This is a genomic window from Flavobacterium sp. (assembly GCF_040402895.1).
Taxonomy (GTDB): domain Bacteria; phylum Bacteroidota; class Bacteroidia; order Flavobacteriales; family Flavobacteriaceae; genus Flavobacterium.
Map to the genome: position 1 here is coordinate 54,966 of NZ_JBBALR010000008.1, position 21,990 is coordinate 76,955.

Annotated in this window: 29 protein-coding genes; 13 read left to right on the forward strand and 16 right to left on the reverse strand. The window is 29.8% G+C overall.

From position 1 onward, the window contains the following. The first annotated feature begins 3 nt into the window (after positions 1-3). Together ABWP60_RS08160 and ABWP60_RS08165 are read left to right on the forward strand one after the other, a co-directional pair. Positions 4-978, forward strand: coding sequence for a deoxyhypusine synthase family protein (locus ABWP60_RS08160; RefSeq protein WP_353151097.1), 975 nt, complete (start codon positions 4-6; stop codon positions 976-978). Between the two features lie 86 nt (positions 979-1,064). Continuing rightward, complete coding sequence (locus tag ABWP60_RS08165) at positions 1,065-1,448, forward strand: DNA primase (protein WP_353151100.1); 384 nt, start codon at positions 1,065-1,067, stop codon at positions 1,446-1,448. A 63-nt stretch (positions 1,449-1,511) separates the two neighbouring features. Here the strand turns inward: ABWP60_RS08165 and ABWP60_RS08170 are convergent, their stop codons facing one another. Further along, positions 1,512-1,991 (reverse strand): Lrp/AsnC family transcriptional regulator, encoded by a 480-nt coding sequence (locus ABWP60_RS08170; RefSeq protein ID WP_353151102.1) that lies wholly within the window; start codon positions 1,989-1,991, stop codon positions 1,512-1,514. A gap of 19 nt (positions 1,992-2,010) precedes the next feature. Continuing rightward, positions 2,011-3,129, reverse strand: coding sequence for a M14 family zinc carboxypeptidase (locus ABWP60_RS08175; protein ID WP_353151105.1), 1,119 nt, complete (start codon positions 3,127-3,129; stop codon positions 2,011-2,013). 274 nt (positions 3,130-3,403) lie between these two features. On the opposite strand from ABWP60_RS08175, the gene ABWP60_RS08180 reads away from it, so the two are divergent. Further along, complete coding sequence (locus ABWP60_RS08180) at positions 3,404-3,853, forward strand: helix-turn-helix domain-containing protein (protein ID WP_353151108.1); 450 nt, start codon at positions 3,404-3,406, stop codon at positions 3,851-3,853. Here the strand turns inward: ABWP60_RS08180 and ABWP60_RS08185 are convergent. Continuing rightward, the gene (locus ABWP60_RS08185) at positions 3,850-4,401 is read right to left on the reverse strand and encodes a 1-acyl-sn-glycerol-3-phosphate acyltransferase (protein WP_353151111.1); all 552 of its coding nucleotides are present in this window, start codon (positions 4,399-4,401) and stop codon (positions 3,850-3,852) included. The genes ABWP60_RS08180 and ABWP60_RS08185 overlap by 4 nt on opposite strands. Before the next feature lie 51 nt (positions 4,402-4,452). Here ABWP60_RS08185 and ABWP60_RS08190 point away from each other — a divergent pair, with 51 nt between their 5' ends. Then, complete coding sequence (locus ABWP60_RS08190) at positions 4,453-5,121, forward strand: spermidine synthase (protein ID WP_353151114.1); 669 nt, start codon at positions 4,453-4,455, stop codon at positions 5,119-5,121. A 17-nt stretch (positions 5,122-5,138) separates the two neighbouring features. Further along, on the forward strand, positions 5,139-5,696 hold the full coding sequence (locus tag ABWP60_RS08195) for a DUF6642 family protein (protein ID WP_353151117.1): 558 nt from the start codon (positions 5,139-5,141) through the stop codon (positions 5,694-5,696). A 128-nt stretch (positions 5,697-5,824) separates the two neighbouring features. Here the strand turns inward: ABWP60_RS08195 and ABWP60_RS08200 are convergent, their stop codons facing one another. Continuing rightward, on the reverse strand, positions 5,825-6,613 hold the full coding sequence (locus ABWP60_RS08200; RefSeq protein WP_353151120.1) for a hypothetical protein: 789 nt from the start codon (positions 6,611-6,613) through the stop codon (positions 5,825-5,827). A gap of 299 nt (positions 6,614-6,912) precedes the next feature. Between ABWP60_RS08200 and ABWP60_RS08205 the strand changes: the two genes are divergently transcribed. Beyond that, positions 6,913-7,584, forward strand: a complete 672-nt coding sequence (locus ABWP60_RS08205) for a superoxide dismutase (protein WP_353151123.1) — start codon at positions 6,913-6,915, stop codon at positions 7,582-7,584. Between the two features lie 7 nt (positions 7,585-7,591). Next, positions 7,592-7,942 carry a hypothetical protein gene (locus ABWP60_RS08210; RefSeq protein ID WP_353151126.1) on the forward strand — a complete coding sequence of 117 codons (351 nt, stop codon included), beginning with the start codon at positions 7,592-7,594 and terminating at the stop codon, positions 7,940-7,942. 154 nt (positions 7,943-8,096) lie between these two features. Here the strand turns inward: ABWP60_RS08210 and kdsB are convergent, their stop codons facing one another. Together kdsB and ABWP60_RS08220 are read right to left on the reverse strand one after the other, a co-directional pair. Next, positions 8,097-8,822 carry a 3-deoxy-manno-octulosonate cytidylyltransferase gene (kdsB, locus tag ABWP60_RS08215; protein WP_353151129.1) on the reverse strand — a complete coding sequence of 242 codons (726 nt, stop codon included), beginning with the start codon at positions 8,820-8,822 and terminating at the stop codon, positions 8,097-8,099. A gap of 117 nt (positions 8,823-8,939) precedes the next feature. Further along, positions 8,940-10,358 carry an ATP-dependent DNA helicase gene (locus ABWP60_RS08220; RefSeq protein ID WP_353151132.1) on the reverse strand — a complete coding sequence of 473 codons (1,419 nt, stop codon included), beginning with the start codon at positions 10,356-10,358 and terminating at the stop codon, positions 8,940-8,942. A gap of 107 nt (positions 10,359-10,465) precedes the next feature. Here ABWP60_RS08220 and ABWP60_RS08225 point away from each other — a divergent pair, with 107 nt between their 5' ends. Together ABWP60_RS08225 and rsmD are read left to right on the forward strand one after the other, a co-directional pair. Next, entirely contained in the window at positions 10,466-11,269 is an 804-nt protein-coding gene (locus ABWP60_RS08225; RefSeq protein ID WP_353151135.1) for a DUF3822 family protein, read from the forward strand. Then, positions 11,266-11,871, forward strand: a complete 606-nt coding sequence (rsmD, locus tag ABWP60_RS08230) for a 16S rRNA (guanine(966)-N(2))-methyltransferase RsmD (RefSeq protein WP_353151137.1) — start codon at positions 11,266-11,268, stop codon at positions 11,869-11,871. Before ABWP60_RS08225 ends, rsmD begins: the two co-directional genes overlap by 4 nt. 6 nt (positions 11,872-11,877) lie before the next feature. Here the strand turns inward: rsmD and pdxH are convergent, their stop codons facing one another. Both pdxH and ABWP60_RS08240 read right to left on the reverse strand, forming a co-directional pair. Beyond that, a complete protein-coding gene (gene pdxH / locus ABWP60_RS08235) occupies positions 11,878-12,519 on the reverse strand; it encodes a pyridoxamine 5'-phosphate oxidase (protein ID WP_353151140.1) in 642 nt (213 codons plus the stop codon). A 68-nt stretch (positions 12,520-12,587) separates the two neighbouring features. Further along, a complete protein-coding gene (locus tag ABWP60_RS08240; protein ID WP_353151143.1) occupies positions 12,588-13,493 on the reverse strand; it encodes a ribonuclease Z in 906 nt (301 codons plus the stop codon). A 232-nt stretch (positions 13,494-13,725) separates the two neighbouring features. Between ABWP60_RS08240 and ABWP60_RS08245 the strand changes: the two genes are divergently transcribed. Continuing rightward, complete coding sequence (locus ABWP60_RS08245) at positions 13,726-13,857, forward strand: hypothetical protein (RefSeq protein ID WP_353151146.1); 132 nt, start codon at positions 13,726-13,728, stop codon at positions 13,855-13,857. Positions 13,858-13,885: 28 nt separating this feature from the next. On the opposite strand, the gene ABWP60_RS08250 is transcribed toward ABWP60_RS08245, so the two are convergent. From ABWP60_RS08250 to ABWP60_RS08280, 7 genes are all read right to left on the reverse strand, one after another. Then, positions 13,886-14,218: a ribonuclease Z gene (locus tag ABWP60_RS08250; protein WP_353151149.1), complete on the reverse strand. Its 333-nt coding sequence runs from the start codon at positions 14,216-14,218 to the stop codon at positions 13,886-13,888. A 5-nt stretch (positions 14,219-14,223) separates the two neighbouring features. Beyond that, entirely contained in the window at positions 14,224-15,153 is a 930-nt protein-coding gene (locus ABWP60_RS08255) for an aspartate carbamoyltransferase catalytic subunit (protein WP_353151152.1), read from the reverse strand. 31 nt (positions 15,154-15,184) lie between these two features. Further along, the gene (gene pyrR, locus ABWP60_RS08260; RefSeq protein ID WP_353151155.1) at positions 15,185-15,727 is read right to left on the reverse strand and encodes a bifunctional pyr operon transcriptional regulator/uracil phosphoribosyltransferase PyrR; all 543 of its coding nucleotides are present in this window, start codon (positions 15,725-15,727) and stop codon (positions 15,185-15,187) included. Between the two features lie 144 nt (positions 15,728-15,871). Next, positions 15,872-16,453: a Maf-like protein gene (locus tag ABWP60_RS08265; protein WP_353151157.1), complete on the reverse strand. Its 582-nt coding sequence runs from the start codon at positions 16,451-16,453 to the stop codon at positions 15,872-15,874. Beyond that, positions 16,446-17,402, reverse strand: coding sequence for a UbiA family prenyltransferase (locus ABWP60_RS08270; RefSeq protein ID WP_353151160.1), 957 nt, complete (start codon positions 17,400-17,402; stop codon positions 16,446-16,448). Before ABWP60_RS08270 ends, ABWP60_RS08265 begins: the two co-directional genes overlap by 8 nt. 19 nt (positions 17,403-17,421) lie before the next feature. Next, entirely contained in the window at positions 17,422-17,949 is a 528-nt protein-coding gene (locus ABWP60_RS08275) for a KdsC family phosphatase (protein ID WP_353151162.1), read from the reverse strand. Continuing rightward, positions 17,933-18,682 (reverse strand): Rossmann-like and DUF2520 domain-containing protein, encoded by a 750-nt coding sequence (locus ABWP60_RS08280; RefSeq protein ID WP_353151165.1) that lies wholly within the window; start codon positions 18,680-18,682, stop codon positions 17,933-17,935. The genes ABWP60_RS08275 and ABWP60_RS08280 overlap by 17 nt, the downstream gene beginning before the upstream one ends. Positions 18,683-18,898: 216 nt before the next feature. Here ABWP60_RS08280 and yaaA point away from each other — a divergent pair, with 216 nt between their 5' ends. Then, positions 18,899-19,657, forward strand: a complete 759-nt coding sequence (gene yaaA, locus ABWP60_RS08285) for a peroxide stress protein YaaA (RefSeq protein ID WP_353151168.1) — start codon at positions 18,899-18,901, stop codon at positions 19,655-19,657. On the opposite strand, the gene ABWP60_RS08290 is transcribed toward yaaA, so the two are convergent. Next, complete coding sequence (locus tag ABWP60_RS08290; protein WP_353151343.1) at positions 19,658-20,224, reverse strand: anthranilate synthase component II; 567 nt, start codon at positions 20,222-20,224, stop codon at positions 19,658-19,660. Between the two features lie 50 nt (positions 20,225-20,274). Here ABWP60_RS08290 and ABWP60_RS08295 point away from each other — a divergent pair, with 50 nt between their 5' ends. Continuing rightward, positions 20,275-20,829, forward strand: a complete 555-nt coding sequence (locus tag ABWP60_RS08295) for a DUF8465 domain-containing protein (RefSeq protein WP_353151171.1) — start codon at positions 20,275-20,277, stop codon at positions 20,827-20,829. Between the two features lie 4 nt (positions 20,830-20,833). Then, entirely contained in the window at positions 20,834-21,955 is a 1,122-nt protein-coding gene (locus ABWP60_RS08300; RefSeq protein WP_353151174.1) for a cysteine desulfurase family protein, read from the forward strand. The last annotated feature ends 35 nt before the right edge of the window (positions 21,956-21,990 follow it).

A 21,990-nucleotide genomic window follows, 5' to 3' on the forward strand; every position in this document is an offset into this window, starting at 1 on the left:
CCCATGAGTAAAGGACCAATTAGTCAGTTTATACAAAAACATTATTTACATTTTAACGCAGCTGCTTTAGTTGATGCAGCAAAAGGATATGAAACCCATTTATTAGAGAACGGAAAAATGATGGTAACCTTAGCGGGTGCTATGAGTACGGCTGAGTTAGGAAAATCATTAGCAGAAATGATTCGTCAGGATAAAATTCATATTATTTCTTGTACAGGTGCCAATTTAGAAGAAGATATTATGAATTTAGTGGCACACAATTCATATAAAAGAGTCCCAAATTACAGAGATTTATCTCCTGAAGATGAAAGAGAGTTGTTAGATAATCATTTCAATAGAGTAACCGATACCTGTATCCCTGAAGAAGAAGCATTTCGTCGTTTGCAACAACATTTATATGATATTTGGAATAAAGCAGACAAAAATAACGAAAGATATTTTCCGCATGAATTTATGTATCAAATGATTAATTCAGGAGTATTAGAGCAATATTACGAGATTGATCCTAAAGATTCTTGGATGGTTGCCGCAGCAGAAAAGAATTTACCTATTGTTGTTCCAGGTTGGGAAGACAGTACGATGGGTAATATTTTCGCATCTTATTGTATTAAAGGTGATTTTAAAGCAGCAACTACAAAAAGCGGAATTGAATACATGATGTGGTTGGCTAATTGGTATTCAAAAAACTGCTCAGGAAAAGGAATTGGATTTTTCCAAGTTGGAGGTGGAATTGCAGGAGATTTCCCAATTTGTGTGGTACCCATGTTATACCAAGATATGGAAATGCATGACGTACCATTTTGGAGTTATTTCTGTCAGATTTCAGACTCAACTACAAGTTATGGATCGTATTCTGGAGCGGTTCCAAATGAAAAAATTACTTGGGGAAAATTAGATGTAGACACCCCAAAATTTATTGTAGAATCAGACGCAACTATAGTGACACCTCTAATCTTTGCTTATATCTTAGGTTGGTAATAAGAAAAAAAAAGTTTTAAAAAAATTTAAATTTTAAAATTAGAATACTAAATTTGACAATTAAAATTGATTAAGGCAAACAAGAAATGAAGAGAGTAATTGTAGAGTATGCAAAATTAACTAACGAAATTTTAAACTTATTGGTTGAGAAATTTCCTGATGGATATGATGATTCGGATATTATTCGTTTCAAAAATGCTAAAAATGAGACCATTGAGGCAGTTGAAGTAAAAACAGAAGATACTATTTATTTAGTAAAAGTAAGCATGAAATTGGCAGACAGAATTGAAAATTTTGATGAAGATGAAGACTTTATTGCGCCAGAAGTTAGTATAGACGCGATTAAAGAAATTGGGATTGAAGAAGAGGATGAAGAAGAAGAGGAAGAAAAAATTGAATTAGATGATGAAGAAGATGCCGACGGAAATAAAATTAAATCCGATTTTGAAGAAGATGATGAGGAAGATTAGATAAATACAAGCATAAAAAAATCCCGTTTAATTACTAAACGGGATTTTTTTTAATGATAACTATTACAATTCTTTAAAAATGGTGTGCATCAATCGTTTTTTGTCGTTAATACTTTCTTCTAATGAAATCATGGTTTCGGTTCTGTAAACCCCATCAATATCATCTATTTGAAAGATAATGTCTTTAGCATTTGCAGTATCTTTTGCTCTAATTTTACAGAAAATATTAAATTTCCCGGTAGTTACTGAAGCTACTGTTACAAATGGTATTTCATTAATACGTTCCAAAACAAATTTCGTTTGCGAAGTACTATTTAAAAAGATACCTACATAAGCTATGAATGAATATCCTAATTTTTCATAATCTAATGATAAAGAAGAGCCTTGAATAATACCCGCATCTTCCATCTTCTTAACTCTAACATGAACTGTGCCAGCAGAAATCAATAACTTTTTAGCAATATCTGTAAAAGGGATTCTAGTATTATCAATTAACATATCTAAAATCTGGTGATCTACTTCATCTAATCTAAACTTACTCATAATCAATCTGTTTTATGTATTATTTACTAAATTTTATAATGTCGCCAATTTTAGGAAAGTTTCGATTTTCAAAAGCATATAATTTATTTTCAAAATCAATGGTTTGATGTGCGAAAAAAGAGTCTAAATTATCAATCTGAATAATTTCAGGAATAAAAGCTATTTTTCCATCCAATAAAACTTCCTTATATTGAACTGCAAATTTAATATTTTTTTCTACATTATTATCATTTATTCTTACATTTTTGAAAATAAAATCATAAAAACATTTATTATTTTGATAAATATTCAAATAATTTCCCAAATCATTGCTAACTATATCGTTTTCGTTAATAAATGAAATTGCAGCTTTTAAAGCGATAAAAACAAATTTTCTAACCTCGTCTCTAGTATAGTCATTAGCAAAATGTCCGGCTTCAAATAAAATAGTGGGATATCCCCTACTTGTAAAATAATCTCCCGTACAATTGATATTAAAAGAATCATCAAATCGCCCCACTTGATTTGGAATAAATTTCTGTAACTCGTTATTAATTCCAACAATTACGGCAGCTGCTTGTTTTCTAACCGAATTAAATGTTCGTTCCTCGTTATAGGATGCTGTTAAAAACGACATCGTTGCAGTTTGCTGACTTTCTAACAAACCAAAAATAGTACGTTGATCATGCAAATTAAAACAAAAGTTAGGAGAGAAATTTTCTAAAACTGTACGTAATATCTTACTTTCTGGTTGCGTACATGCAAAAGCATCTCTGTTTAAATCTACTCTATTAGCATTTTCTCTTGCATAAGCCGCAGCACCATCTGGATTTAAAATCGGTATAATATAAAAGGTTACTAATTTTGAAAGTCTCTCAAATTCATTTTCATTTTGTTGTAAATAGTTTAAATAATCAATCAGACCTTTTGTTGTGGTACTTTCATTACCATGCATTTGGGACCAAACTAAAATCTTAACCTTTCCTTCTCCAAATTCAATAGCTTTTATAGGTTGTTGATTAACAGAAAACCCGACGGTAGAAATCTTAAAAGCAGAAGGTAATGTTTCTAAAAAAGAATCTAAATGAAAAGCTGTAACGTATCTTCCTTGAATCGATTCGTACAGATATTTGGTTGCTAATTGTAAATTATCTTTCATATTACAAATGTAAATATATTTAATTTTACATTTGTAAACAACTAAAACAATCAAATGAAATCAAAAATAGCAACAATTGGAGTGTTGAATTTTACAAGTGTAAACATGTTTTAATATATTATATTAACTTATTAAATTTCAGTTATTTATATAATTTTATATAAACTATAAATTTGTATAATTAGTTACAATAAATATATAAATAGATGTTTTATTTCTGTATATTAATAAAAATTTGTTACATTTGTAAACAACATTTTTATTTTTAATTAGGATGATAAATACCGACCACTTCGTAAAACGATTAGAAACTATTTTTGATTATTATGGTTTAACGGCTTCTCTTTTTGCGGATAAAATTAATGTACAACGATCAAGTATTTCTCACCTACTTTCTGGAAGAAACAAACCGAGTTTAGATTTTACATTAAAAGTGATAGAATGTTTTCCTGAAGTAGAATTATTATGGTTACTAAACGGAAAAGGAAGTTTTCCAAAAGGAGAAAATGGTTCTGAAGAAAAAACAGCTATTTCTTCCAATGAAAAAGCAGTTCAAGAAAACAACCTGTTTTCTCAAGAAATTATACCATCAACAACAAATGTCGAAATTAGCACGACTATACCGAATATTCAAACCGAAGAAAAATTAGTGCATTCAGATTCTAAAATAGAACGAATTGTGGTATTTTATACTGACGGTACGTTTAAGAATTATAATCCTTAACGGGTATAACTAAAAGCAGGGACTTTGCCTTTAATAGTTATAAATAAAGATTCCAAGTAAGCAGAATCTTTCTCAAAATCGTTAGTTACGATAAAGGTATCAAAAATAACTACTTGTTTGTTTTCGTAATCAAAACCAATAGGAATTATAGGCACATTTGCTTTTTGAGCAATATAATAATAACCTGATTTCCATTGTGTTACTTTTTTTCTTGTGCCTTCTGGAGATAATGATAAGCGCATTACTTCTTTTGATTCAAATATCTTAGCAATAGCTTCTACCTTATTTTCGGTTTTATTTCTATTTAAAGGAATGCCTCCCATCCATTTTAAATAGGCACCCAACGGAAAACGAAATAATTCTTGTTTAGCTAAAAAATTAATTTCTATAGGATAGGTTCCTCTAAAAAACACCCCAATAAAAAAATCAAACCAACTGGTGTGAGGTACTACAATTAGTACACATTTTTTAATGGAGGAATCAAAATCACCCTTGACTTTCCAGCCCATTAATTTAAAAAACAGTAGTCTATATAGAGAATGTTTCATTCTATTACATTTTGAGAAAAAGCAAAAATAAAGTATATTTACCTAATATATATGATGATGTTTAAAAAAATACTCAGCTACTTCTATCCTATCACAATTTATAAAGAAACCTCAACAATTAGCAAGACAATTGAAGTGACTTTATACAATGGGAAAATGCTGCTAAACACCAAAAACACGAATTATTCTTTCGGAAGTTTGCAGTCAATATTAAAAAAAGGACTTTTATATATTGGTTCTGCTGAAATCAACAGAATGGAATCGGTATTAATATTAGGTGTGGCAGGCGGTAGTGTAGTACAAACATTAGTTAATGACTTTTCGTTTTCAAAAAATATTTTAGGCGTAGAACTTGACGCAGAGATTATTCATATTGCAAATTCGTATTTTAATTTAGATAAAATCCCTAACTTTAAATGTGTTATTGCTGATGCCGAAAAATTTGTTCAATCAGATGCAAGTCAATACGATTTGATAATTATTGATATCTTTAAAGATACCGAAATGCCTGAGTTTTTATTTCAAGATAGCTTTATTAGTAATAGTAAACAATTACTTAATAAAAACGGGTATATCTTATTTAATACAATGCATTTAAATAGAAATAGTAAAAATACTATTGATCAGTATTTGATGCATTTTGATTCAAATAGCTACAGCAAAAAAGTGCTTAAGAATGTAGAAAAATATAATGATGTTATAATAATTAAGCGAGTATAAAACTCTAAATTAATATCATGGATAGCCAATTTATTTTCTGTTTAGAAGCCGTTTCGGATGTTGAAGTGTTTTCAACAACTGAAGTAGAAAAGCAATTAGAAAACTTGGCGTTACAACACGGTATTTCTACAATTTATAAAACGTGCGATACCATTGAAGGTGTAGAAGAAAGTTTGTCGGCACTACTCTACGATGATCATAATTTTAAGAATTATGAAATTATTTATTTAGTTATGGAAGGCGAAGACAATACCATTTGTATTTACGACTATTATTATAGTTTAGATGAAATTGCCGAACTTTTTGAAGGAAAAATGAAAGGAAAAATTATTCATTTTGCCAATTCCAAAACCTTGGAATTAACCAACGATGAAGCTCAGTTTTTTTTAGATGTAACGGGTGCGAAAGCCATTTCGGGTTATGGTGCAAAATTTGATAATTTAAAAAGCTATGCATTAGACCAAGAATTTTTTAAACTGTTTCAAGACAACGAAAACATAGATGAAGTGGTTGAAACGCTTTTTGAAAACCATTATGCCCTTTGTAAAGTATTAGATTTTAGATTGTATTATTAAACTTGTTGGACTAGATTTAATGTAGTTTTTTTTGATAATTTTTTCAATTCAAATAAGTAAAAATTAATTTAATAAACAAAAAAAACTCCAACATTACTGCTGAAGTTTATAAGTAAAATATATTTTTATTAATTACAATTTACAAAATCTGATGATGTATATCCTGCACATTCTGCTAAGCAAGCATTTGGAAATGATATAATTACTCCACCCACATTAACACAAACCGGATTTACATCAGTAGGACAATTGCAATTATTATCATCACAATCATTATTTAATTGAGCAAATTCATACTCATTATCTATTTGAGTAATCGTATTGTTGCTAATTACAGAAAAAGGATATACCAAATTGACAATATAATTATCACTATTTCCTTGTTGTGCTACTAAATTTAATAAATCTTGATCATTATTTAAAGTAACCGTCTGATTGTTACTCATTAATAATGAAAACGGATAAACAAATGAATAACAAGATCCTGAAGCAATATAATCGTCGTAGGTATCCATTTCGCATGCGTTTATTACACTCCAAAATTCTGATTCATTTGAAATAGTAATCGGAGTGGTACTTCCAGGAGCAATTAAATTAAACGGGAATGCAATTCCATTAATGTACAATTCACTTGTTTCGCTTTCAAGTATTGCAATTAATTCTGTTTCATTAGCTACATTAACTACTGTTCCGTTATTGTAAGCAAGCGTTATCGGATAAACAAATTCATAACAAAAATTAGAATCAGTAGACATACTTCTTCCAGAAATGTTATTTACTCCTTTAAATTCATTTAGATAAATTCGAAGAGCACTACTTTTTTGTGTTTCGATAGTTGTTTCATCACCAGATGAACAGGATACAAAAACACTGACCAAAATACTTAGAAATAGCAGTAAAAATTTAATGTTTTTCATAATAAAGTTGTTTAATATTATAATAATAGTTGCAAATATAAAAAAAAATATTTTGTTTAAAAAATTTAACAAATTTTTAAACAAAATTTAGTAATAGTAAAACTCCTTTTTGATGATTATGATATTAAAACATATAGGTTCTATATGAAATATCTTTTTTTACTCATTCGCGCTAAGGTGCTAATTCATTCGATTTATAGTTGAATTACATAATTAACAACTTCCTGTTAAATTCTAATATACTTTACAAAAAACAATTAACTTTGCTACAACAAGTTTTACAACTCAAAATTATCATTATGAAAAAATTTCAATTACTAGCTGTTTTTCTTTTCTTGGCTGTTTCGGTTTCGGCGCAGTTTGCTCAAAAGCCATTACCTTATGCATACACAGATTTAGAACCTTTTATAGATGCACAAACTATGGAAATTCATTACAGCAAGCACCACGCGGCGTATATTAAAAATTTAAATGCTGCTGTTGTAGGAACTGATGCTGCTAAAATGTCAATAAAAGAAATTTTATCGAATGTCTCAAAATTGAGTCCAGCCATTAGAAACAATGCAGGCGGGCATTATAATCACGAGTTATTTTGGTCCATACTAACACCAACCAAAAACACCCAACCCTCTGCAGATTTAGAAAAAGCAATTATGGATACGTTTGGAAATATGGATGCGTTAAAAGAAAAAATTAATACAGCTGCCACTACCCGATTTGGTTCAGGATGGGCTTGGCTTTCTGTTGATAAAAACAATAAATTGGTAGTGTCTTCTACGCCTAATCAAGACAATCCGTTAATGGATGTTGCAGAAACCAAAGGAACCCCTATCTTAGGAATTGATGTTTGGGAACACGCGTATTATTTAAAATACCAAAACAAACGTGCCGATTATTTAGCGTCTATTTGGAATATCATCAATTGGGACGAAGTAAGTGCGAATTATAAATTAGCTACTAAAGGTAATTAATTTGCATATGAAAAAAGTATTTTTAGTTCTGTTTTTATTAGGAACACTATTAGTCTCTGCACAAGAAATTACTCCAACATTGGAAAACATTGCTTCTTTTGAAGGAAAAACTATTACTATTTGCGAAAAAGTAACCGGAATTTATGAAACAAAAGGCGGAAATGCACTATTAAATTTCGGAAAACCCTATCCAGACAATGCGTTTTCTGTAGTTATTTTTAAACTTGACCGAGAGGCATTTTCCTACGATCCACTAACGTTAGATACAAAAACCATTTGCATCACCGGAACCGTTATATTATATAAAGGAAAACCAGAAATTATAGTTAAAAAAGAATCTGAAATTATTGTGAAATAATTATAATTTATTAAACACAAATTTCACAAATTAGTACGAATAAATTGGTGAAAATTTGTGCAATCTGTGTTGAAATTCTTAGCCACGGATTTTAGGATTAGCACCGATTAAATTTGTGTAATCTGTATTGAATTTTTTTGAAACTATCGGAATATTATACTAAACGTCTCGCTTTTTCTAAATCTTCTGGTGTATCAATTCCTATACTTGCGTGCGACGTTTCAATCATTTTAATGCGTTTTCCGTATTCCAAATAACGCAATTGTTCTAGTTTTTCTGAGGCTTCCAGCGAAAGCATCGGTAATTTAGCAAAATCCAATAAGGCTTGTTTTCTAAAGGCATAAATACCAATGTGCTTCATATATCGTACACCCACATTTTCCTCACGGGAAAACGGAATTACCGAACGAGAAAAATATAAAGCAAACCCTTCTTGATCTGTTATAACTTTTACATTATTTGGATTTTCAATTTCAGTATTATCTTTAATTTCAAACATTAAAGAAGCCAAATCAATTTTCTTTTCTGTATCATTTTGAAATGCCATAATAATTTGTTCTAATGGCGTTTTATTAATAAATGGTTCGTCGCCTTGCACATTTATTATAATATCAGCATCAATTTTTTCAACGGCTTCAGCAATTCTGTCGCTACCACTTTCGTGCTCGTTGATACTCATTATTGCCTTTCCATTATGCGAAATAATTTCGTTATAAATTAAATCTGAATCGGTTACCACAAATACATCATCAAATAAATTAGTGGATACAGCCGCTTCATACGTTCGTAAAATAACTGTTTTTCCACCTAAATCTTGCATTAATTTAGCAGGAAATCGTGTAGAGGCATAGCGCGCAGGGATGACAGCAATTATTTTCATTGTAAATGGGTTAAAGGTTTTGGGTCAAAGGTAAAAGGTTTGGTTTTATTTCTAAAATTAACTTTAAGCACTAAATTATACATAAATAATTTTCTATATTTCTATGTGTTTTCAAATCTACTCAAAATTTTCATCTTTAAACCCAATTAAATATAACTTTTCTTTAGCTCTTGTAATTGCCGTGTACAACCATCTAATATAATCTCTATCTACGCCATTGGGCAAGTAGGGTTTTTCTACAAACACACTACTCCACTGTCCTCCTTGCGATTTATGACACGTAATCGCATAAGAAAACTTTACCTGCAAGGCATTAAAATATGGATTGTTTTTTACTTTTAAAAGTTTCTTGTATTTATGAATTTCGTCTTCATAATCTTTAGAAACTTCTTGATACAATAGGTTCGATTCTTCATATGTTAATGATGCCGCTTCACTTTCAATCGTATTTAAAAGTAAAACCGTTTCAAAAGAAGCTTCATTAGGATAATCCACCATTCTGATGGTAACATTGGCAAATTTAAAACCGTATAATTCCTGAATATTTCTAATTTTTAAGACTTCAATAATATCGCCATTGGCAATAAAGCCAGCTTGTGAAGTTTCGTTAAGCCAAAAATAGTTGTTTTTTACTACCATTAATAAATCGCCAGCCGACAAATCACTTTCTTTTTCTAAAATCCGTTGTCTAATTTGTTGGTTGTACTGATTGGCTCTTTTATTGGAACGTACTATGAATGCAGTGTCTTCCGTACTATAATTTCGATACGATTGATGAATAGCATCTTCAATATCAAATCCGTCTTCTAATCGAATAATGTCTTTAAACGATTTTAAATTAAATTTATATTCTTCAATAAAATGCGATTTTAAAAGTGCTCGTAATTCAGTAGCATTGCTTAATATTCCAGAATTTTCAGCTTGTCGCATCACTTCATCTAATTCAATATGAACTATTTCTTTATCGTAATTTACGTGTAAAGATTGAATATCCAAAGCAGGACTAATATCCGAATTCAAAGGAGGCAACTGAGCCGTATCACCTACTAAAATTAGTTTGCAATTTTGCCCAGCATCAACATAAAACAACAAATCATCTAATAAAGAACCGTTTTCGTACAAACTTGTTTCATTAGATTGATCAGAAATCATGGACGATTCATCTACAATAAAAATTGTATCTTTAAATTTATTGGCTTGCAAAACAAAACCAACGCCACCATTTTTATTTTTTTTAGGAAAATAAATACGTTTGTGTATAGTAAAAGCAGGTTTTTCTGAATAAGCTGACATTACTTTAGCAGCCCTACCCGTAGGTGCCAACATTACCGATTTTTTATTAGCAACGCTTAATTGATTTACTAAGGTGGAAATCACAGTAGTTTTACCTGTTCCAGCGTATCCTTTTAATACAAATAGTTCATCTTTAGGTTGTAAGATATAGGTAGCAATTTTTTGAAAGAAAATATCCTGATTAGCAGTAGGCTGAAAAGGAAAATTATTCATTAAAATACTATAAAATTGCGTTGGCGACATTAATTTTGAATTAAGAACTTCAAATATAACAAGGATTTTAAATATAATTTCATTTGAAGGTTTTTAATTCTCTTAAAAAATGTAAATTTGTAAATCAAATAAAAAATATGAATCAAGATATTACACAAAAAACATATAAAAAATTATGCTTTGAGGTTGCGAATAGTAATCTTTCTTTTTGTGTTATTGATATGATTTCAAACAAAATAGTTACTTATAAATCATACGCAATAAACCCAAAAAATGTTTTAGAGGAAGAGTTATGGAAAGTTTTTGTTGAAAATCCAATTCTTGAAGCCCAGTATGATGATGTGGTGGTATTGCACAATTCAAATTTAAATACATTTGTACCTTCTTCTTTATTTGATCCGAATTATTTAGGAAGTTATTTACAATACAATTCTAAAGTATTTGAAACCGATTATTTTGCTTTCGATTATTTAGATACGTACGATTTAAATAATGTTTTTATTCCGTACACCAGTATAAATAACTATTTATTAGATCATTACGAAACGTTTGATTATAAAAATTGCAATTCTATATTTGTTAAGAAAGCTTTAGATTTTTCTAAAAACAAGGATACAAAGCAAGTTTGGGTACATTTTCAACACGATAGATTTGAAATTACGGTTACCAAAAACACAAATTTGTTATTATTTAATACGTTTATTTATAATTCTTTAGAAGATTTTATCTATTTTTTATTGTTTACTTACGAGCAATTACAGCTGAATCCAGAAATAATTCCTGTGCAGTTTTTAGGCGATATTTCAGAAGAAAGTGCTGCGTTTAAACTTGCATATAAATATATAAGAAACTGTAGTTTGTTAGATGTTTCTAATTTAAAAGCTGTTTTAGATGTGGATACTAAAGACCTATTAAAGCACTTTATTTTATTTCACTCATGAGAATAATTTCAGGAAAATATAAAGGTAGAAGATTACAAGCCCCTAAAAACTTACCGGTTCGACCAACTACAGATATGGCCAAAGAGGCCTTATTTAATATTTTAAATAATCATTTTAATTTTGGCGAATTAAAAATATTAGATCTGTTTTCTGGTACTGGAAATATTGCTTATGAATTTGCCTCTCGTGGTGCCACACCATTAGTAGCGGTTGATGCCGATATGGGTTGTGTGAATTACATACGAAAAATTGCCACCGAATTTGACTTTGATATCACACCAATAAAAAGTGATGTTTTTGCATTTTTACAAAAACACAAAGGAAGTTATGATATAATTTTTGCAGACCCACCGTATCATATTGATCAAAAAGATTTTGAAAAAATTCCGGTTTTGATTTTTGAAAACAATATTTTAGACGAAGAAGGCATGTTAATTATTGAACATTCTAAAGATACAAAATTAGAACATTTAGATAATTTTTCATTTGCTAGAACCTACGGAGGAACTACATTTACTTTTTTCGAACTAATTAGTGATGAAGACGAATTAGATGCTGTTACGGAAGATGACGAAGATGAGGATAACGAGGAATCAGAATAAAAGTTATTAAGGCGATAAACGGTCTATTTTCCAACTTAAATCAGCGGCTAATGTATAACGAATTCTATCGTGTAAACGATTAGCTCTTCCTTGCCAAAATTCTACTTCAACAGGTTTAACCAAAAAGCCACCCCAATTTTCTGGTCGTTTAATTTCAGAACCTGAAATTTCTGTTTCTAAGTTTTTTAATTTTTCATCTAAAAATGCTCTTGATGGAATTACTTCACTTTGATTCGAAACAATTGCTCCCAATTTACTGCCTTCTGGACGAGAATCAAAATAAGTATCTGAAACTTGTGCCGTTGTTTTTTCAGCTATTCCTTTTATTATTACTTGGCGTTCTAAAATTGGCCAAAAGAAAGAAATACAAACATTTGGATGTTGTAAAATGGCTTTTCCTTTTTCTGAATTATAATTGGTGTAAAATATAAAACCTTCTTCATTGAATTTTTTAAGCAACACTACCCTACTTTTTGGAAATCCATCCAAACCTATAGAAGAAACCGTCATAGCATTAACTTCTCCATTTTCTTGTTCTTCCGCCTCATAAAACCAATTATGAAACAATTGAATCGCATCATCAGGAATGGTGTTCTCTAACAATTCGCTTTTGTCGTATGATTTTCTATAATCGGATAAATCTTTCATTTTTTTGGGTTAAGGGTGAATGGTGTTAGGTTTATCTGTCAATCTTTGTGTATCTCTGTGTAATAAATTTAAAATTCAAATTCTAATCCATCATCTGCTAGCAAGACGTTTTCAAATATTTCTTGAGCTTCTGTTTTAAATAACTCAATATTTCCGTATCGAGTGGAATAATGTCCTAATAATAAATGTTTTACGTCTGCTAATTTAGCAATTTTTGCGGCTTGTTTCGCAGTAGTGTGCATAGTTTTTTCCGCTAAATGACTTTCGCTTTCTAAAAACGTGCTTTCGTGATATAAAACAGTAGCGTTTTTAATTATAGGAATTATTTCTTCATTATAAACTGTATCTGAACAAAACGCATAACTTTTAGCTTCTTCAGGATCAAAAGATAATTCGGAATTGGTTAGGATACTTCCATCCTCTAAAGTAATATCACCGCCTAACTTTATTTTATTGTAATATAGTTTTTCAATATTATGATTTAATATGGCATCAATATTCAATTTTCTTTCAGTATTTTTTTCTTCAAATAAATAGCCATTGGTATAGACTCTATGTTTTAGAGGTATGGTAGTAACTTTTACTTTTTCATCTTCGTATATAAGTTCGCTTTCCATGGAAGTTAATTCGTGAAAAAATAAATTGTAAGAAGTGTATGCGTTTCCTAATTTCAAAAGCAATAAAATGACTTCTTTAATGCCTTTTGGGCCGTAAATATTCAAATCTTTTTCTCTACCCAATAACATAAAAGTAGAAATTAAGCCAATTAACCCAAAAAAATGATCACCGTGTAAATGGGAAATAAAAATATGCTCAATTTGCGAAAACTTAATTTTGTGTTTGCGTAATTGTACTTGTGTACCTTCCCCACAATCTATTAAGAACATATGGCTTTTAATCTCTAAAACTTGCGATGTAGGATTGCTAATTGTTCTTGGTGTGGCGGCGTAACAGCCTAATATTTTAATTTTCAAGATGAAATTAGTGTTGTTTTTGTTTCTTATTCTCGTTGTAAATATTCATAGAAAAAAGGAAAATTAACAACACATTTGAAATTAACCTAAACCACTCTACTTTATTTTCTTGGTATGAAATAATTATATTTAGCACCAATAAAATAATAGCTAATAGTAGAAAAAACAAGTTGAATTTAGCTCTAGTTGTCATTATTTATTATTTTCTATTTTGCTTAGTTTGATAATTAAAATGATTAAAATTATAGATATACCTATTGAAAAAGCACCAAAAAAGGAATTTGTTGGAATGGATTTCAATTCGGAAATAATAAATTTTGTACTTAAGAATGTGAATACAAATAATAAGCCAGTTAAAATATAAATTATGTTTTGATTGGAAAGTTTCATAATTAAAATCCTAAGTCACGTTCAATTTCTTCCATTTCAATAATATCATGTGCTTCTAGTAAAGAAGGAACGGTAGTGATTGAGGTTGGAACTTTATTAAAATCAATAGCAGTAGCAACAACTACAAAAGATTTTTTATTTTTTTTATATGTTTTTGCTAAATCAGAAAATTGCTTTAAGTTACTTATTTCAAATGATTTATCGTGTGTGATATCAATTATTAAATTAACTGATTTAAACGAGTTGTATTGTTCAGTTAATTTTTGTAAAAACACGTCGAAACTACTTTCAGTATCTTTAATAGTAACTGTATTTCCTTTCTGTTCTACTTTCATTTGAACTAATTTTTAATCTTACTCGCTAATAAATAAATAACTGCCATTCGTACCGCTACCCCATTTTCTACCTGATCTAAAATAACAGAATGATTTCCATCTGCTACATCAGAAGTAATTTCTACCCCACGATTTATAGGTCCTGGATGCATCACTACAATTTCTTTGTTCAGGTTATTTAGTATTTCATTTGTCAGTCCAAATTGCTGTGTGTATTCACGTGTATTTGGAAAATAACTCACGTCAAGTCTTTCATTCTGTACGCGTAACATATTCGCTACATCACACCATTCTAATGCTTTGATTAAATTTGGTTCGTAAGTTACTCCTAAAGAATTGATGTATTGAGGAATCAATGTTTTTGGTCCGCATACTTTTACTTCAGCCCCTTGCATTTGTAAGGCAAAAATATTGGAAAGCGCTACTCTACTGTGTAAAATATCACCAACAATAACTATTTTTTTACCCGCAACTTCACCTAATTTCTCTCTTATGGTATAACTATCTAATAATGCTTGCGTTGGGTGTTCGTGTGCGCCATCACCAGCATTTACTATACTTGCTTTTACATGTTGCGATAAAAAATGCGCGGCTCCAGGCGAACTATGTCGCATAACCACCATATCCACTTTCATGGCTAAAATATTATTTACAGTATCAATTAAGGTTTCCCCTTTTTTAACTGATGACTGCGCAGAAGAAAAACTCATTACGTCAGCTGAAAGTCGTTTTTGAGCCAATTCGAAAGATAATTTGGTACGAGTACTGTTTTCAAAAAAGATATTTGCGATAGTAATATCTCGCAAAGAAGGTACTTTTTTTATAGGACGGTTGATTACTTCTTTAAACTGATCAGCGGTTTCAAGAATTAAATTAATATCATTGGTATTGATGTACTTTATTCCTAATAAATGATTGACGCTTAATTCTTTCATTTTAAATGTGTTGTTTTTCTTTAATTATTCTTTATCCCTTTACCTCTATATAAACGGCGTCCTCACTGTCATTTTCAGCCCACTTTACTAACACTCTTTCGTTGTTGATAGCATCTACTTGTCGACCTCTATAATCCGGTTGAATAGGTAAATCACGACTAAAGCGTCTGTCAATTAAGGTTAAAAGTTCTATTGATTTGGGTCTTCCAAAAGACTGTATTGCTGTTAATGCGGCACGAATACTTCTTCCAGTATACAATACATCGTCTATAAAAACTACATTTTTGTCTTCTACTAAAAAATCAATTTGCGTTTGATTGGCTTCAAAAGGTTTTTCGTTTCTTCTAAAATCGTCTCTGAAGAAAGTAATGTCTAAAAACCCTAATTTTAAATCGGAAACTTGATAATCGTCTTTTAAAATTTGTGACAATCTATTGGCTAAAAAAGTGCCTCTTGGTTGAATTCCGATAAGAATAGTATTGGAGAAATCGAGATGCTTTTCGATTAATTGACAGGCCAATCGATGTAGAATGATGTTGACTTCTTTTGAGTTGAGCAATATTTTTTGACTCATATTTTGTAAGTTGTGGCTACAAATGTAAGATATTTCAATTACATTATCAAAAGCAATTGCAAAAATCATTTTTTTTAAACACAGATTTTAAAAATTTATATAATTTTCAAAATCTGTGTATAAAAATAAAATATAGTTAAAAAATTAAAAATTCATTAATTCTTTATACAATTTATGTGTCGGCAAGCCCACTACATTAGCATAACTTCCTTCAATCTTTTCAATAGCTACCAACCCAATCCATTCTTGAATGCCATACGAACCCGCTTTGTCAAATGGCTGATAATTTTTTAAATAATACTCTATTTCTTCTAAACTTAATGAGGAAAAAGTTACCAATGTTTCATCATGAAAAACAAGTTCTTTTTGTGTCGTTTTTATACAAACAGAAGTAATCACTTTATGTGTTTTTCCTGACATTTCAGTTAGCATTCTTATGGCATGAGAAGCGTCGTTAGGTTTTCCTAAAGCTTGGTTTTCCAACCAAACAATAGTGTCTGAAGTAATTAAAACTTCGCTATCTTGTAGATCGTTTTCAAAAGCACTGGCTTTTAATTTAGCTAAAAAATTAGTTATTTCTTCCGCTTGTAAATGATCAGGATAAATTTCTTCAATTTCTTTTAATCTAATTTCGAAATCTATATCTAATTCTTTTAAAAATTGCTGTCTTCTTGGCGAACCCGAAGCTAAAATAATTTTATGATTTTTGAATTTCTCGTTAAGCATATTGCATAGATAGTAAGATAATTAGCAAAGACAAAATCGTAGTAATTTGAACTATTTTCAATATTCTAATTACCAAAAGGTACTCATTATTTAATTTGTATTGAAATAATTTGATTGCAACAAATAACAAAGGCGCAATAATAAATAGAATAAAATATCCTAAAGCATACAAATTATGTGCTAAATTTTCAACCAAATAATAAGTTAGATAAGTAATAAAAAGTACTAACGAAGATGCACCAATGATTTTGGCGTTTTTAATACCAAAAGATGTCGCAACAGTTGAAATTCCATAGGCCGCATCCCCTTTTTCATTTACAATTGTATTGATAATTTCTATAGTAAATTGCAAAAGAAAAATAAAAATCGCATAATCTGTAAGAATGGAAACCAACGTTTTCATGAAAAATTCATTACCACCATAAATTGCAGGTAAAATATTAAAAAAACTTATATTTACTATAGATAACGCGACTACAAGCGCTACAATTGCATTTCCTAAAATTGGAATTTGTTTTAATCCATTTGAATAGATATATAATAAAGCCGCACAAATGACAAATATCGTAGCAAAAGCGGGTTTATTAATAATACGACTCAAATAAAACCCTATTCCAACACCTAAGCATGTAAATATAAAATACAAATTATAGGCTGTTTTTTCATTAATATGAGTGCCTATAACTACTTGGTTGGCTTTGTTGATGTTGTCGGTATCTACATCAAAAACAGCGTTAATTATGTAGCCACCAGCTAAAATAAACAGCGTGGAAAAAACCAACAACACATACTGAAAATCAGTTAAAGATTGCCAAAGCACTAAAGACTGAGGCGCACCTAAAGCATCTTTAAAATGAATATGATTTAAGAATCCGTATTTAATAATGAGTTGCATAAAAGCAACCAGTATTAAACTTTCTATTCGAATTAATTTTAAAAAATGTTTCATTATAAATTTATTGATAGTATTAAAAAAACTTAGCGTCAAAATCGTCCATCCATTTTCCTTGAACTTTTAAAACTTGTTCAATTACATCTCTTACAGCACCTTTTCCACCATTTGCGTGTGAAATATATTTGCTCACGCCTTTTATTTCCTGAACAGCATCTTGCGGACACGTTGGTAAACCTACTTTTTGCATCACTAAATAATCTGGGATATCATCGCCCATATATAGTATTTCTTCAGGTTTTAATTGATAGGCATCACAAATTTCATGAAATTTTTCTACTTTATCTGGTGCTGCTAAGTAGATGTCTTTTATTCCTAATTTCTGCAACCTAATACGAACACCTTCGTTACTTCCACCTGAGATGATACAAACTGGGTAACCTTTATCTACAGCAGCTTTCATGGCATAACCATCTTTAATGTTCATTTGACGAAGCAATTGTCCCTCTTCTGAAATATGTACCGTACCATCCGTTAATACACCATCGATATCAAAGATAAACGCTTTAATATCATTCATTATTTCTTTATAACTTTTCGCCATTTTGTATAGATTTTGTCAGAATTTTATAAATTTCTTTTTGATTTTCGTTAGTAAGAAAATCGATATGTTTTTCTAAGGTTTTTTGGTCATTTCTTACAGCTGGTCCTGTTTGTGCTTTACTTGGTGAAAGTGATTGTATCTTTTCAACCGTTTCTTTTATTAAGGGTTGTAAAATTTCAAAAGGAATAGAATTCTTACAGCAAATTTCATTTCCAATTTGATACAAATGATTAGTAAAATTACAAACAAAAACGGCAGCGACATGAAGTGCTTTTCGTTGTTCACCAGATATGGCATGTGTATTTTTTGATATTGATTTTGCAACTTTTTCTAATACAGTATAATCTGAAACATTTTCTGCTTCTAAACAAATTGGAATTTCAGAAAAATCAACAGCTTTGTTTTTGGTAAAGGTTTGTAACGGATAAAAAACACCTTTATTGTTTTTACTATCCAGTACATTTAAATCAGAACTTCCTGAAGTATGAACCACTAGCCTATTTTCAAATTGTAATAGAGACGATACGCTTGAAATAGCGCTATCTGAAACACAAATAATATAAACATCCGCTTCTTTAATTTTAGAATAATCAGTTGTTTGAAGTGTTTCAGGAAAATCGTTTGATACCGTTCTTGAAAAAACCTGAACCACTTCTATTTCATCAACTTTCGAAAAAGCTTGAAATAAATGAGTAGCCACGTTTCCTGAACCTAAAAGAATTACTTGTATCATGTGGCGAAGATAAACAATCACAATAACAATATCAAATTTCAATTTTTTACAACACAGATTTAAGAAATTTTACAGTTTATAATTTTAAAATCTGATTGCAAATAGTCAATATAATTAAAACTTAGTTTGGTACCGATTTTAAAAAATTAATATATTTTCTCAAATCTGTGTTGTAAAAAATAATCCTATTGCCTAATTTTGAAAAAAATCTGTAAAATGAAAATTGTTATTTCTCCAGCAAAATCTTTAAATTTAGATAAAGAACTTCCTACTTCATTAGTTACGGAAGCATCTTTTTTAAAACAAGCTGAAACCATTCAGAAAACGTTAAAAAAGAAAAAGCCAAAACAGCTTATGGAATTGATGGACATTTCTGAGAAATTAGCAGATTTAAATTGGCAAAGAAATCAAGATTGGCAACTTCCATTTACTGCAAATAATGCACGACCAGCAATTTATACTTTTGATGGTGAAGTATACACGGGCTTAGATGTGTATTCGTTAGCTGTTGAGAAAGTAACCGTTTTACAAGATAAATTACGCATTTTATCAGGATTATATGGCATATTGAAACCTTTAGATTTAATACAAGCCTACCGTTTAGAAATGGGAACTTCAATAAATATAGGTGCTAAAAAAAATCTATACGAATTTTGGAAAAAATCAGTTACGGATTATTTAAATGACGAATTACATAAAGACGAATTATTTGTAAATTTAGCCAGCAATGAATATTTTTCTGCTGTTGATGCTAAAAAATTAAAAGCAGCTGTAATTACTCCAGAATTTAAAGATTATAAAGACGGAAAACTTAAAATGATTTCTTTTTTTGCGAAAAAAGCCAGAGGTTTAATGGTTCGATACATTATAGATACAAATGCTGAAACAGTAGATGATTTAAAAGGTTTCAACTATGAAGGGTATGTATTTGATAGTAATTTATCGGAAGGAAATAAATTGGTTTTTACGAGATAATTAATTATTCAACCAATTTTCTAATATTTTTTTTCCGTCTGGCGTTAGAATACTTTCTGGGTGAAATTGCACACCTCGAATATCGTAAACACTATGCTTAACTGACATAATTTGTTTGTTTTCGTCAACTGAAGTTATAATCAAATTTTGTGGAAAATTGTCATTTGAAATCACCCAAGAATGATACCTTCCCACTTCTATTTCATTTGGTAAATTAGTAAAAATAGTATCATTTTCAACAATCGTAATTTTTGAAGCTACGCCGTGATATACTTTTTTTAAATTTATTAATGTGCCACCAAATACTTCACCAATGGCCTGTAAACCCAGACAAATTCCTAATATACTTTTGGTTTTGGCGTACGTTTGTATGACTTCTTTTAACAAACCTGCTTCGTTAGGAATACCGGGACCTGGAGACAAAACTATTTTATCAAAAATTTCTAACTCTTTTATTTCAAACTCATCATTTCTAAAAACGGTAACTGTTGCGCCTAAATCTTCCAAATAGTGGACTAAATTGTAGGTAAAACTATCGTAATTATCTATGACAACTATTTTCAAAATTAAATGGTTTTTAAAGTTATTATTTTACTTTTGTAAAAATATACTATTTTATGGAAAACGCAATGAAAATTGGAGATGTTGTTCAGGTTTTAGATGATAATTTAGAAGGTGTGATTTTACGATTTCAATCGGACAATTCAATTGTCATTGAAACTAAAGATGGGTTTGAGTTAATATACAATCAAAAAGAAGTCATAAAAATCGCAAGTGATGCGCCTAAAATTAATTTTGACGGCAATCTTTCTAAAGTTTTAGCAGAAAAAGAAATTCCAAAAAAATCAGGTTCGGTTTTAACCAAATTCAGCAAAAAGGACCCAATGGTTTTTGAAGTGGATTTACATTTAGAAAAAATAATTACGGGAAAAAACCAAAATTTAACTAACTTCGATAAATTAAATATTCAACTTGAAGAAGCCAAACGAGCAATGGATTTTGCCATTTCTAAACGTTACAATCGCGTAGTTTTAATCCACGGAGTTGGTGATGGCGTTTTAAAAAGCGAGTTAGAATATTTATTGAGAAGATATGAAAACATAGTAATTCAAGAAGCTAATTATGGAAAATACGGATTAGGTGCTATGGAAATTTACATTAAGCAAAATTAATTTGATGAAAAAAATATATTTAGATAACGCAGCCACTACCCCATTAAGAGAAGAAGTTATACAAACAATGATAGCCGTTTTGCAAAACGATTTTGGAAATCCATCATCTACACATAGTTTTGGAAGAAGTGCAAAATCCATAATTGAAACCTCAAGAAAAACAATTGCAAAATATTTAAACTGTTCTGCTCAAGAAATCATTTTTACATCAAATGCTACAGAAGGAACAAATTGGATTTTAAGAGAAATGGTTAAAAGTAATGGTATTAAAAAAATTATTACTAGTAAAATAGAACACCACGCCACATTATATACCGTATTAAATTTACAAAAAGAATTTGGTATTGAGGTGGAATATATTTCTGTTTTGCCTAACGGAAATTTAGATTTATTTGATTTCGAACGAAAATTAGATGACAAAATTCCAACTTTAGTAACTTTAATGCATGTTAATAACGAAATTGGAACGCTAATAAATTTAGATTCAGTTGCTGCTATTTGTCAAAAATATAACGTTATTTTTCACTGTGATACGGTTCAATCAATCGGTAAAGTTACTATTGATTTACAGAAAATTCCATTAGATTTTTTAGTAGCGAGCGCTCATAAATTCCACGGGCCAAAAGGAATTGGTTTTGCTTTTATTAGAAAAAACACGCCAATACAACCTATGTTATATGGTGGCGAACAAGAAAAGGGATTACGAGCTGGTACAGAAGCCGTTCATCAAATTGCAGGTTTAGCAAAAGCATTTGAGATTGCAAATGAACAATTAGTTGATGAAACGAATTATATAACTGAATTAAAATCATATTGTATTGAAAAATTACAAGCAAATTTTGATGGAATTATTGTTAATGGCGAAAATACTTTTTATAATATTTTAAACGTATTATTGCCTTTTTCAGAAGAAAAAACAGCGTTAATTTTATTTAATTTAGATATGAAAGGCATTGCAGTATCTAGAGGAAGCGCTTGCCAGAGTGGTAGCGTAAAACCCTCACATGTGTTAGCTGAATTTTTATCTTCAGAAAATATCAAAAAACCTTCATTGCGAATTTCATTTAGTCATTATAACACAAAAGAAGAAATTGATTTGCTTATTGAGAGTTTAAAAACTATATAAAAAAATACCATTCAAATTGAATGGTATTTTTTTAT

Coding starts and splice junctions, on each gene's coding strand:
- ABWP60_RS08160 (WP_353151097.1), top strand. CDS start 4: ATGAGTAAAGGACCAATTAGTCAGTTTATACAAAAACATTATTTACAT.
- ABWP60_RS08165 (WP_353151100.1), top strand. CDS start 1,065: ATGAAGAGAGTAATTGTAGAGTATGCAAAATTAACTAACGAAATTTTA.
- ABWP60_RS08170 (WP_353151102.1), bottom strand. CDS start 1,991: ATGAGTAAGTTTAGATTAGATGAAGTAGATCACCAGATTTTAGATATG.
- ABWP60_RS08175 (WP_353151105.1), bottom strand. CDS start 3,129: ATGAAAGATAATTTACAATTAGCAACCAAATATCTGTACGAATCGATT.
- ABWP60_RS08180 (WP_353151108.1), top strand. CDS start 3,404: ATGATAAATACCGACCACTTCGTAAAACGATTAGAAACTATTTTTGAT.
- ABWP60_RS08185 (WP_353151111.1), bottom strand. CDS start 4,401: ATGAAACATTCTCTATATAGACTACTGTTTTTTAAATTAATGGGCTGG.
- ABWP60_RS08190 (WP_353151114.1), top strand. CDS start 4,453: ATGATGATGTTTAAAAAAATACTCAGCTACTTCTATCCTATCACAATT.
- ABWP60_RS08195 (WP_353151117.1), top strand. CDS start 5,139: ATGGATAGCCAATTTATTTTCTGTTTAGAAGCCGTTTCGGATGTTGAA.
- ABWP60_RS08200 (WP_353151120.1), bottom strand. CDS start 6,613: ATGAAAAACATTAAATTTTTACTGCTATTTCTAAGTATTTTGGTCAGT.
- ABWP60_RS08205 (WP_353151123.1), top strand. CDS start 6,913: ATGAAAAAATTTCAATTACTAGCTGTTTTTCTTTTCTTGGCTGTTTCG.
- ABWP60_RS08210 (WP_353151126.1), top strand. CDS start 7,592: ATGAAAAAAGTATTTTTAGTTCTGTTTTTATTAGGAACACTATTAGTC.
- kdsB (WP_353151129.1), bottom strand. CDS start 8,822: ATGAAAATAATTGCTGTCATCCCTGCGCGCTATGCCTCTACACGATTT.
- ABWP60_RS08220 (WP_353151132.1), bottom strand. CDS start 10,358: ATGTCGCCAACGCAATTTTATAGTATTTTAATGAATAATTTTCCTTTT.
- ABWP60_RS08225 (WP_353151135.1), top strand. CDS start 10,466: ATGAATCAAGATATTACACAAAAAACATATAAAAAATTATGCTTTGAG.
- rsmD (WP_353151137.1), top strand. CDS start 11,266: ATGAGAATAATTTCAGGAAAATATAAAGGTAGAAGATTACAAGCCCCT.
- pdxH (WP_353151140.1), bottom strand. CDS start 12,519: ATGAAAGATTTATCCGATTATAGAAAATCATACGACAAAAGCGAATTG.
- ABWP60_RS08245 (WP_353151146.1), top strand. CDS start 13,726: ATGATTAAAATTATAGATATACCTATTGAAAAAGCACCAAAAAAGGAA.
- ABWP60_RS08250 (WP_353151149.1), bottom strand. CDS start 14,218: ATGAAAGTAGAACAGAAAGGAAATACAGTTACTATTAAAGATACTGAA.
- ABWP60_RS08255 (WP_353151152.1), bottom strand. CDS start 15,153: ATGAAAGAATTAAGCGTCAATCATTTATTAGGAATAAAGTACATCAAT.
- pyrR (WP_353151155.1), bottom strand. CDS start 15,727: ATGAGTCAAAAAATATTGCTCAACTCAAAAGAAGTCAACATCATTCTA.
- ABWP60_RS08265 (WP_353151157.1), bottom strand. CDS start 16,453: ATGCTTAACGAGAAATTCAAAAATCATAAAATTATTTTAGCTTCGGGT.
- ABWP60_RS08270 (WP_353151160.1), bottom strand. CDS start 17,402: ATGAAACATTTTTTAAAATTAATTCGAATAGAAAGTTTAATACTGGTT.
- ABWP60_RS08275 (WP_353151162.1), bottom strand. CDS start 17,949: ATGGCGAAAAGTTATAAAGAAATAATGAATGATATTAAAGCGTTTATC.
- ABWP60_RS08280 (WP_353151165.1), bottom strand. CDS start 18,682: ATGATACAAGTAATTCTTTTAGGTTCAGGAAACGTGGCTACTCATTTA.
- yaaA (WP_353151168.1), top strand. CDS start 18,899: ATGAAAATTGTTATTTCTCCAGCAAAATCTTTAAATTTAGATAAAGAA.
- ABWP60_RS08295 (WP_353151171.1), top strand. CDS start 20,275: ATGGAAAACGCAATGAAAATTGGAGATGTTGTTCAGGTTTTAGATGAT.
- ABWP60_RS08300 (WP_353151174.1), top strand. CDS start 20,834: ATGAAAAAAATATATTTAGATAACGCAGCCACTACCCCATTAAGAGAA.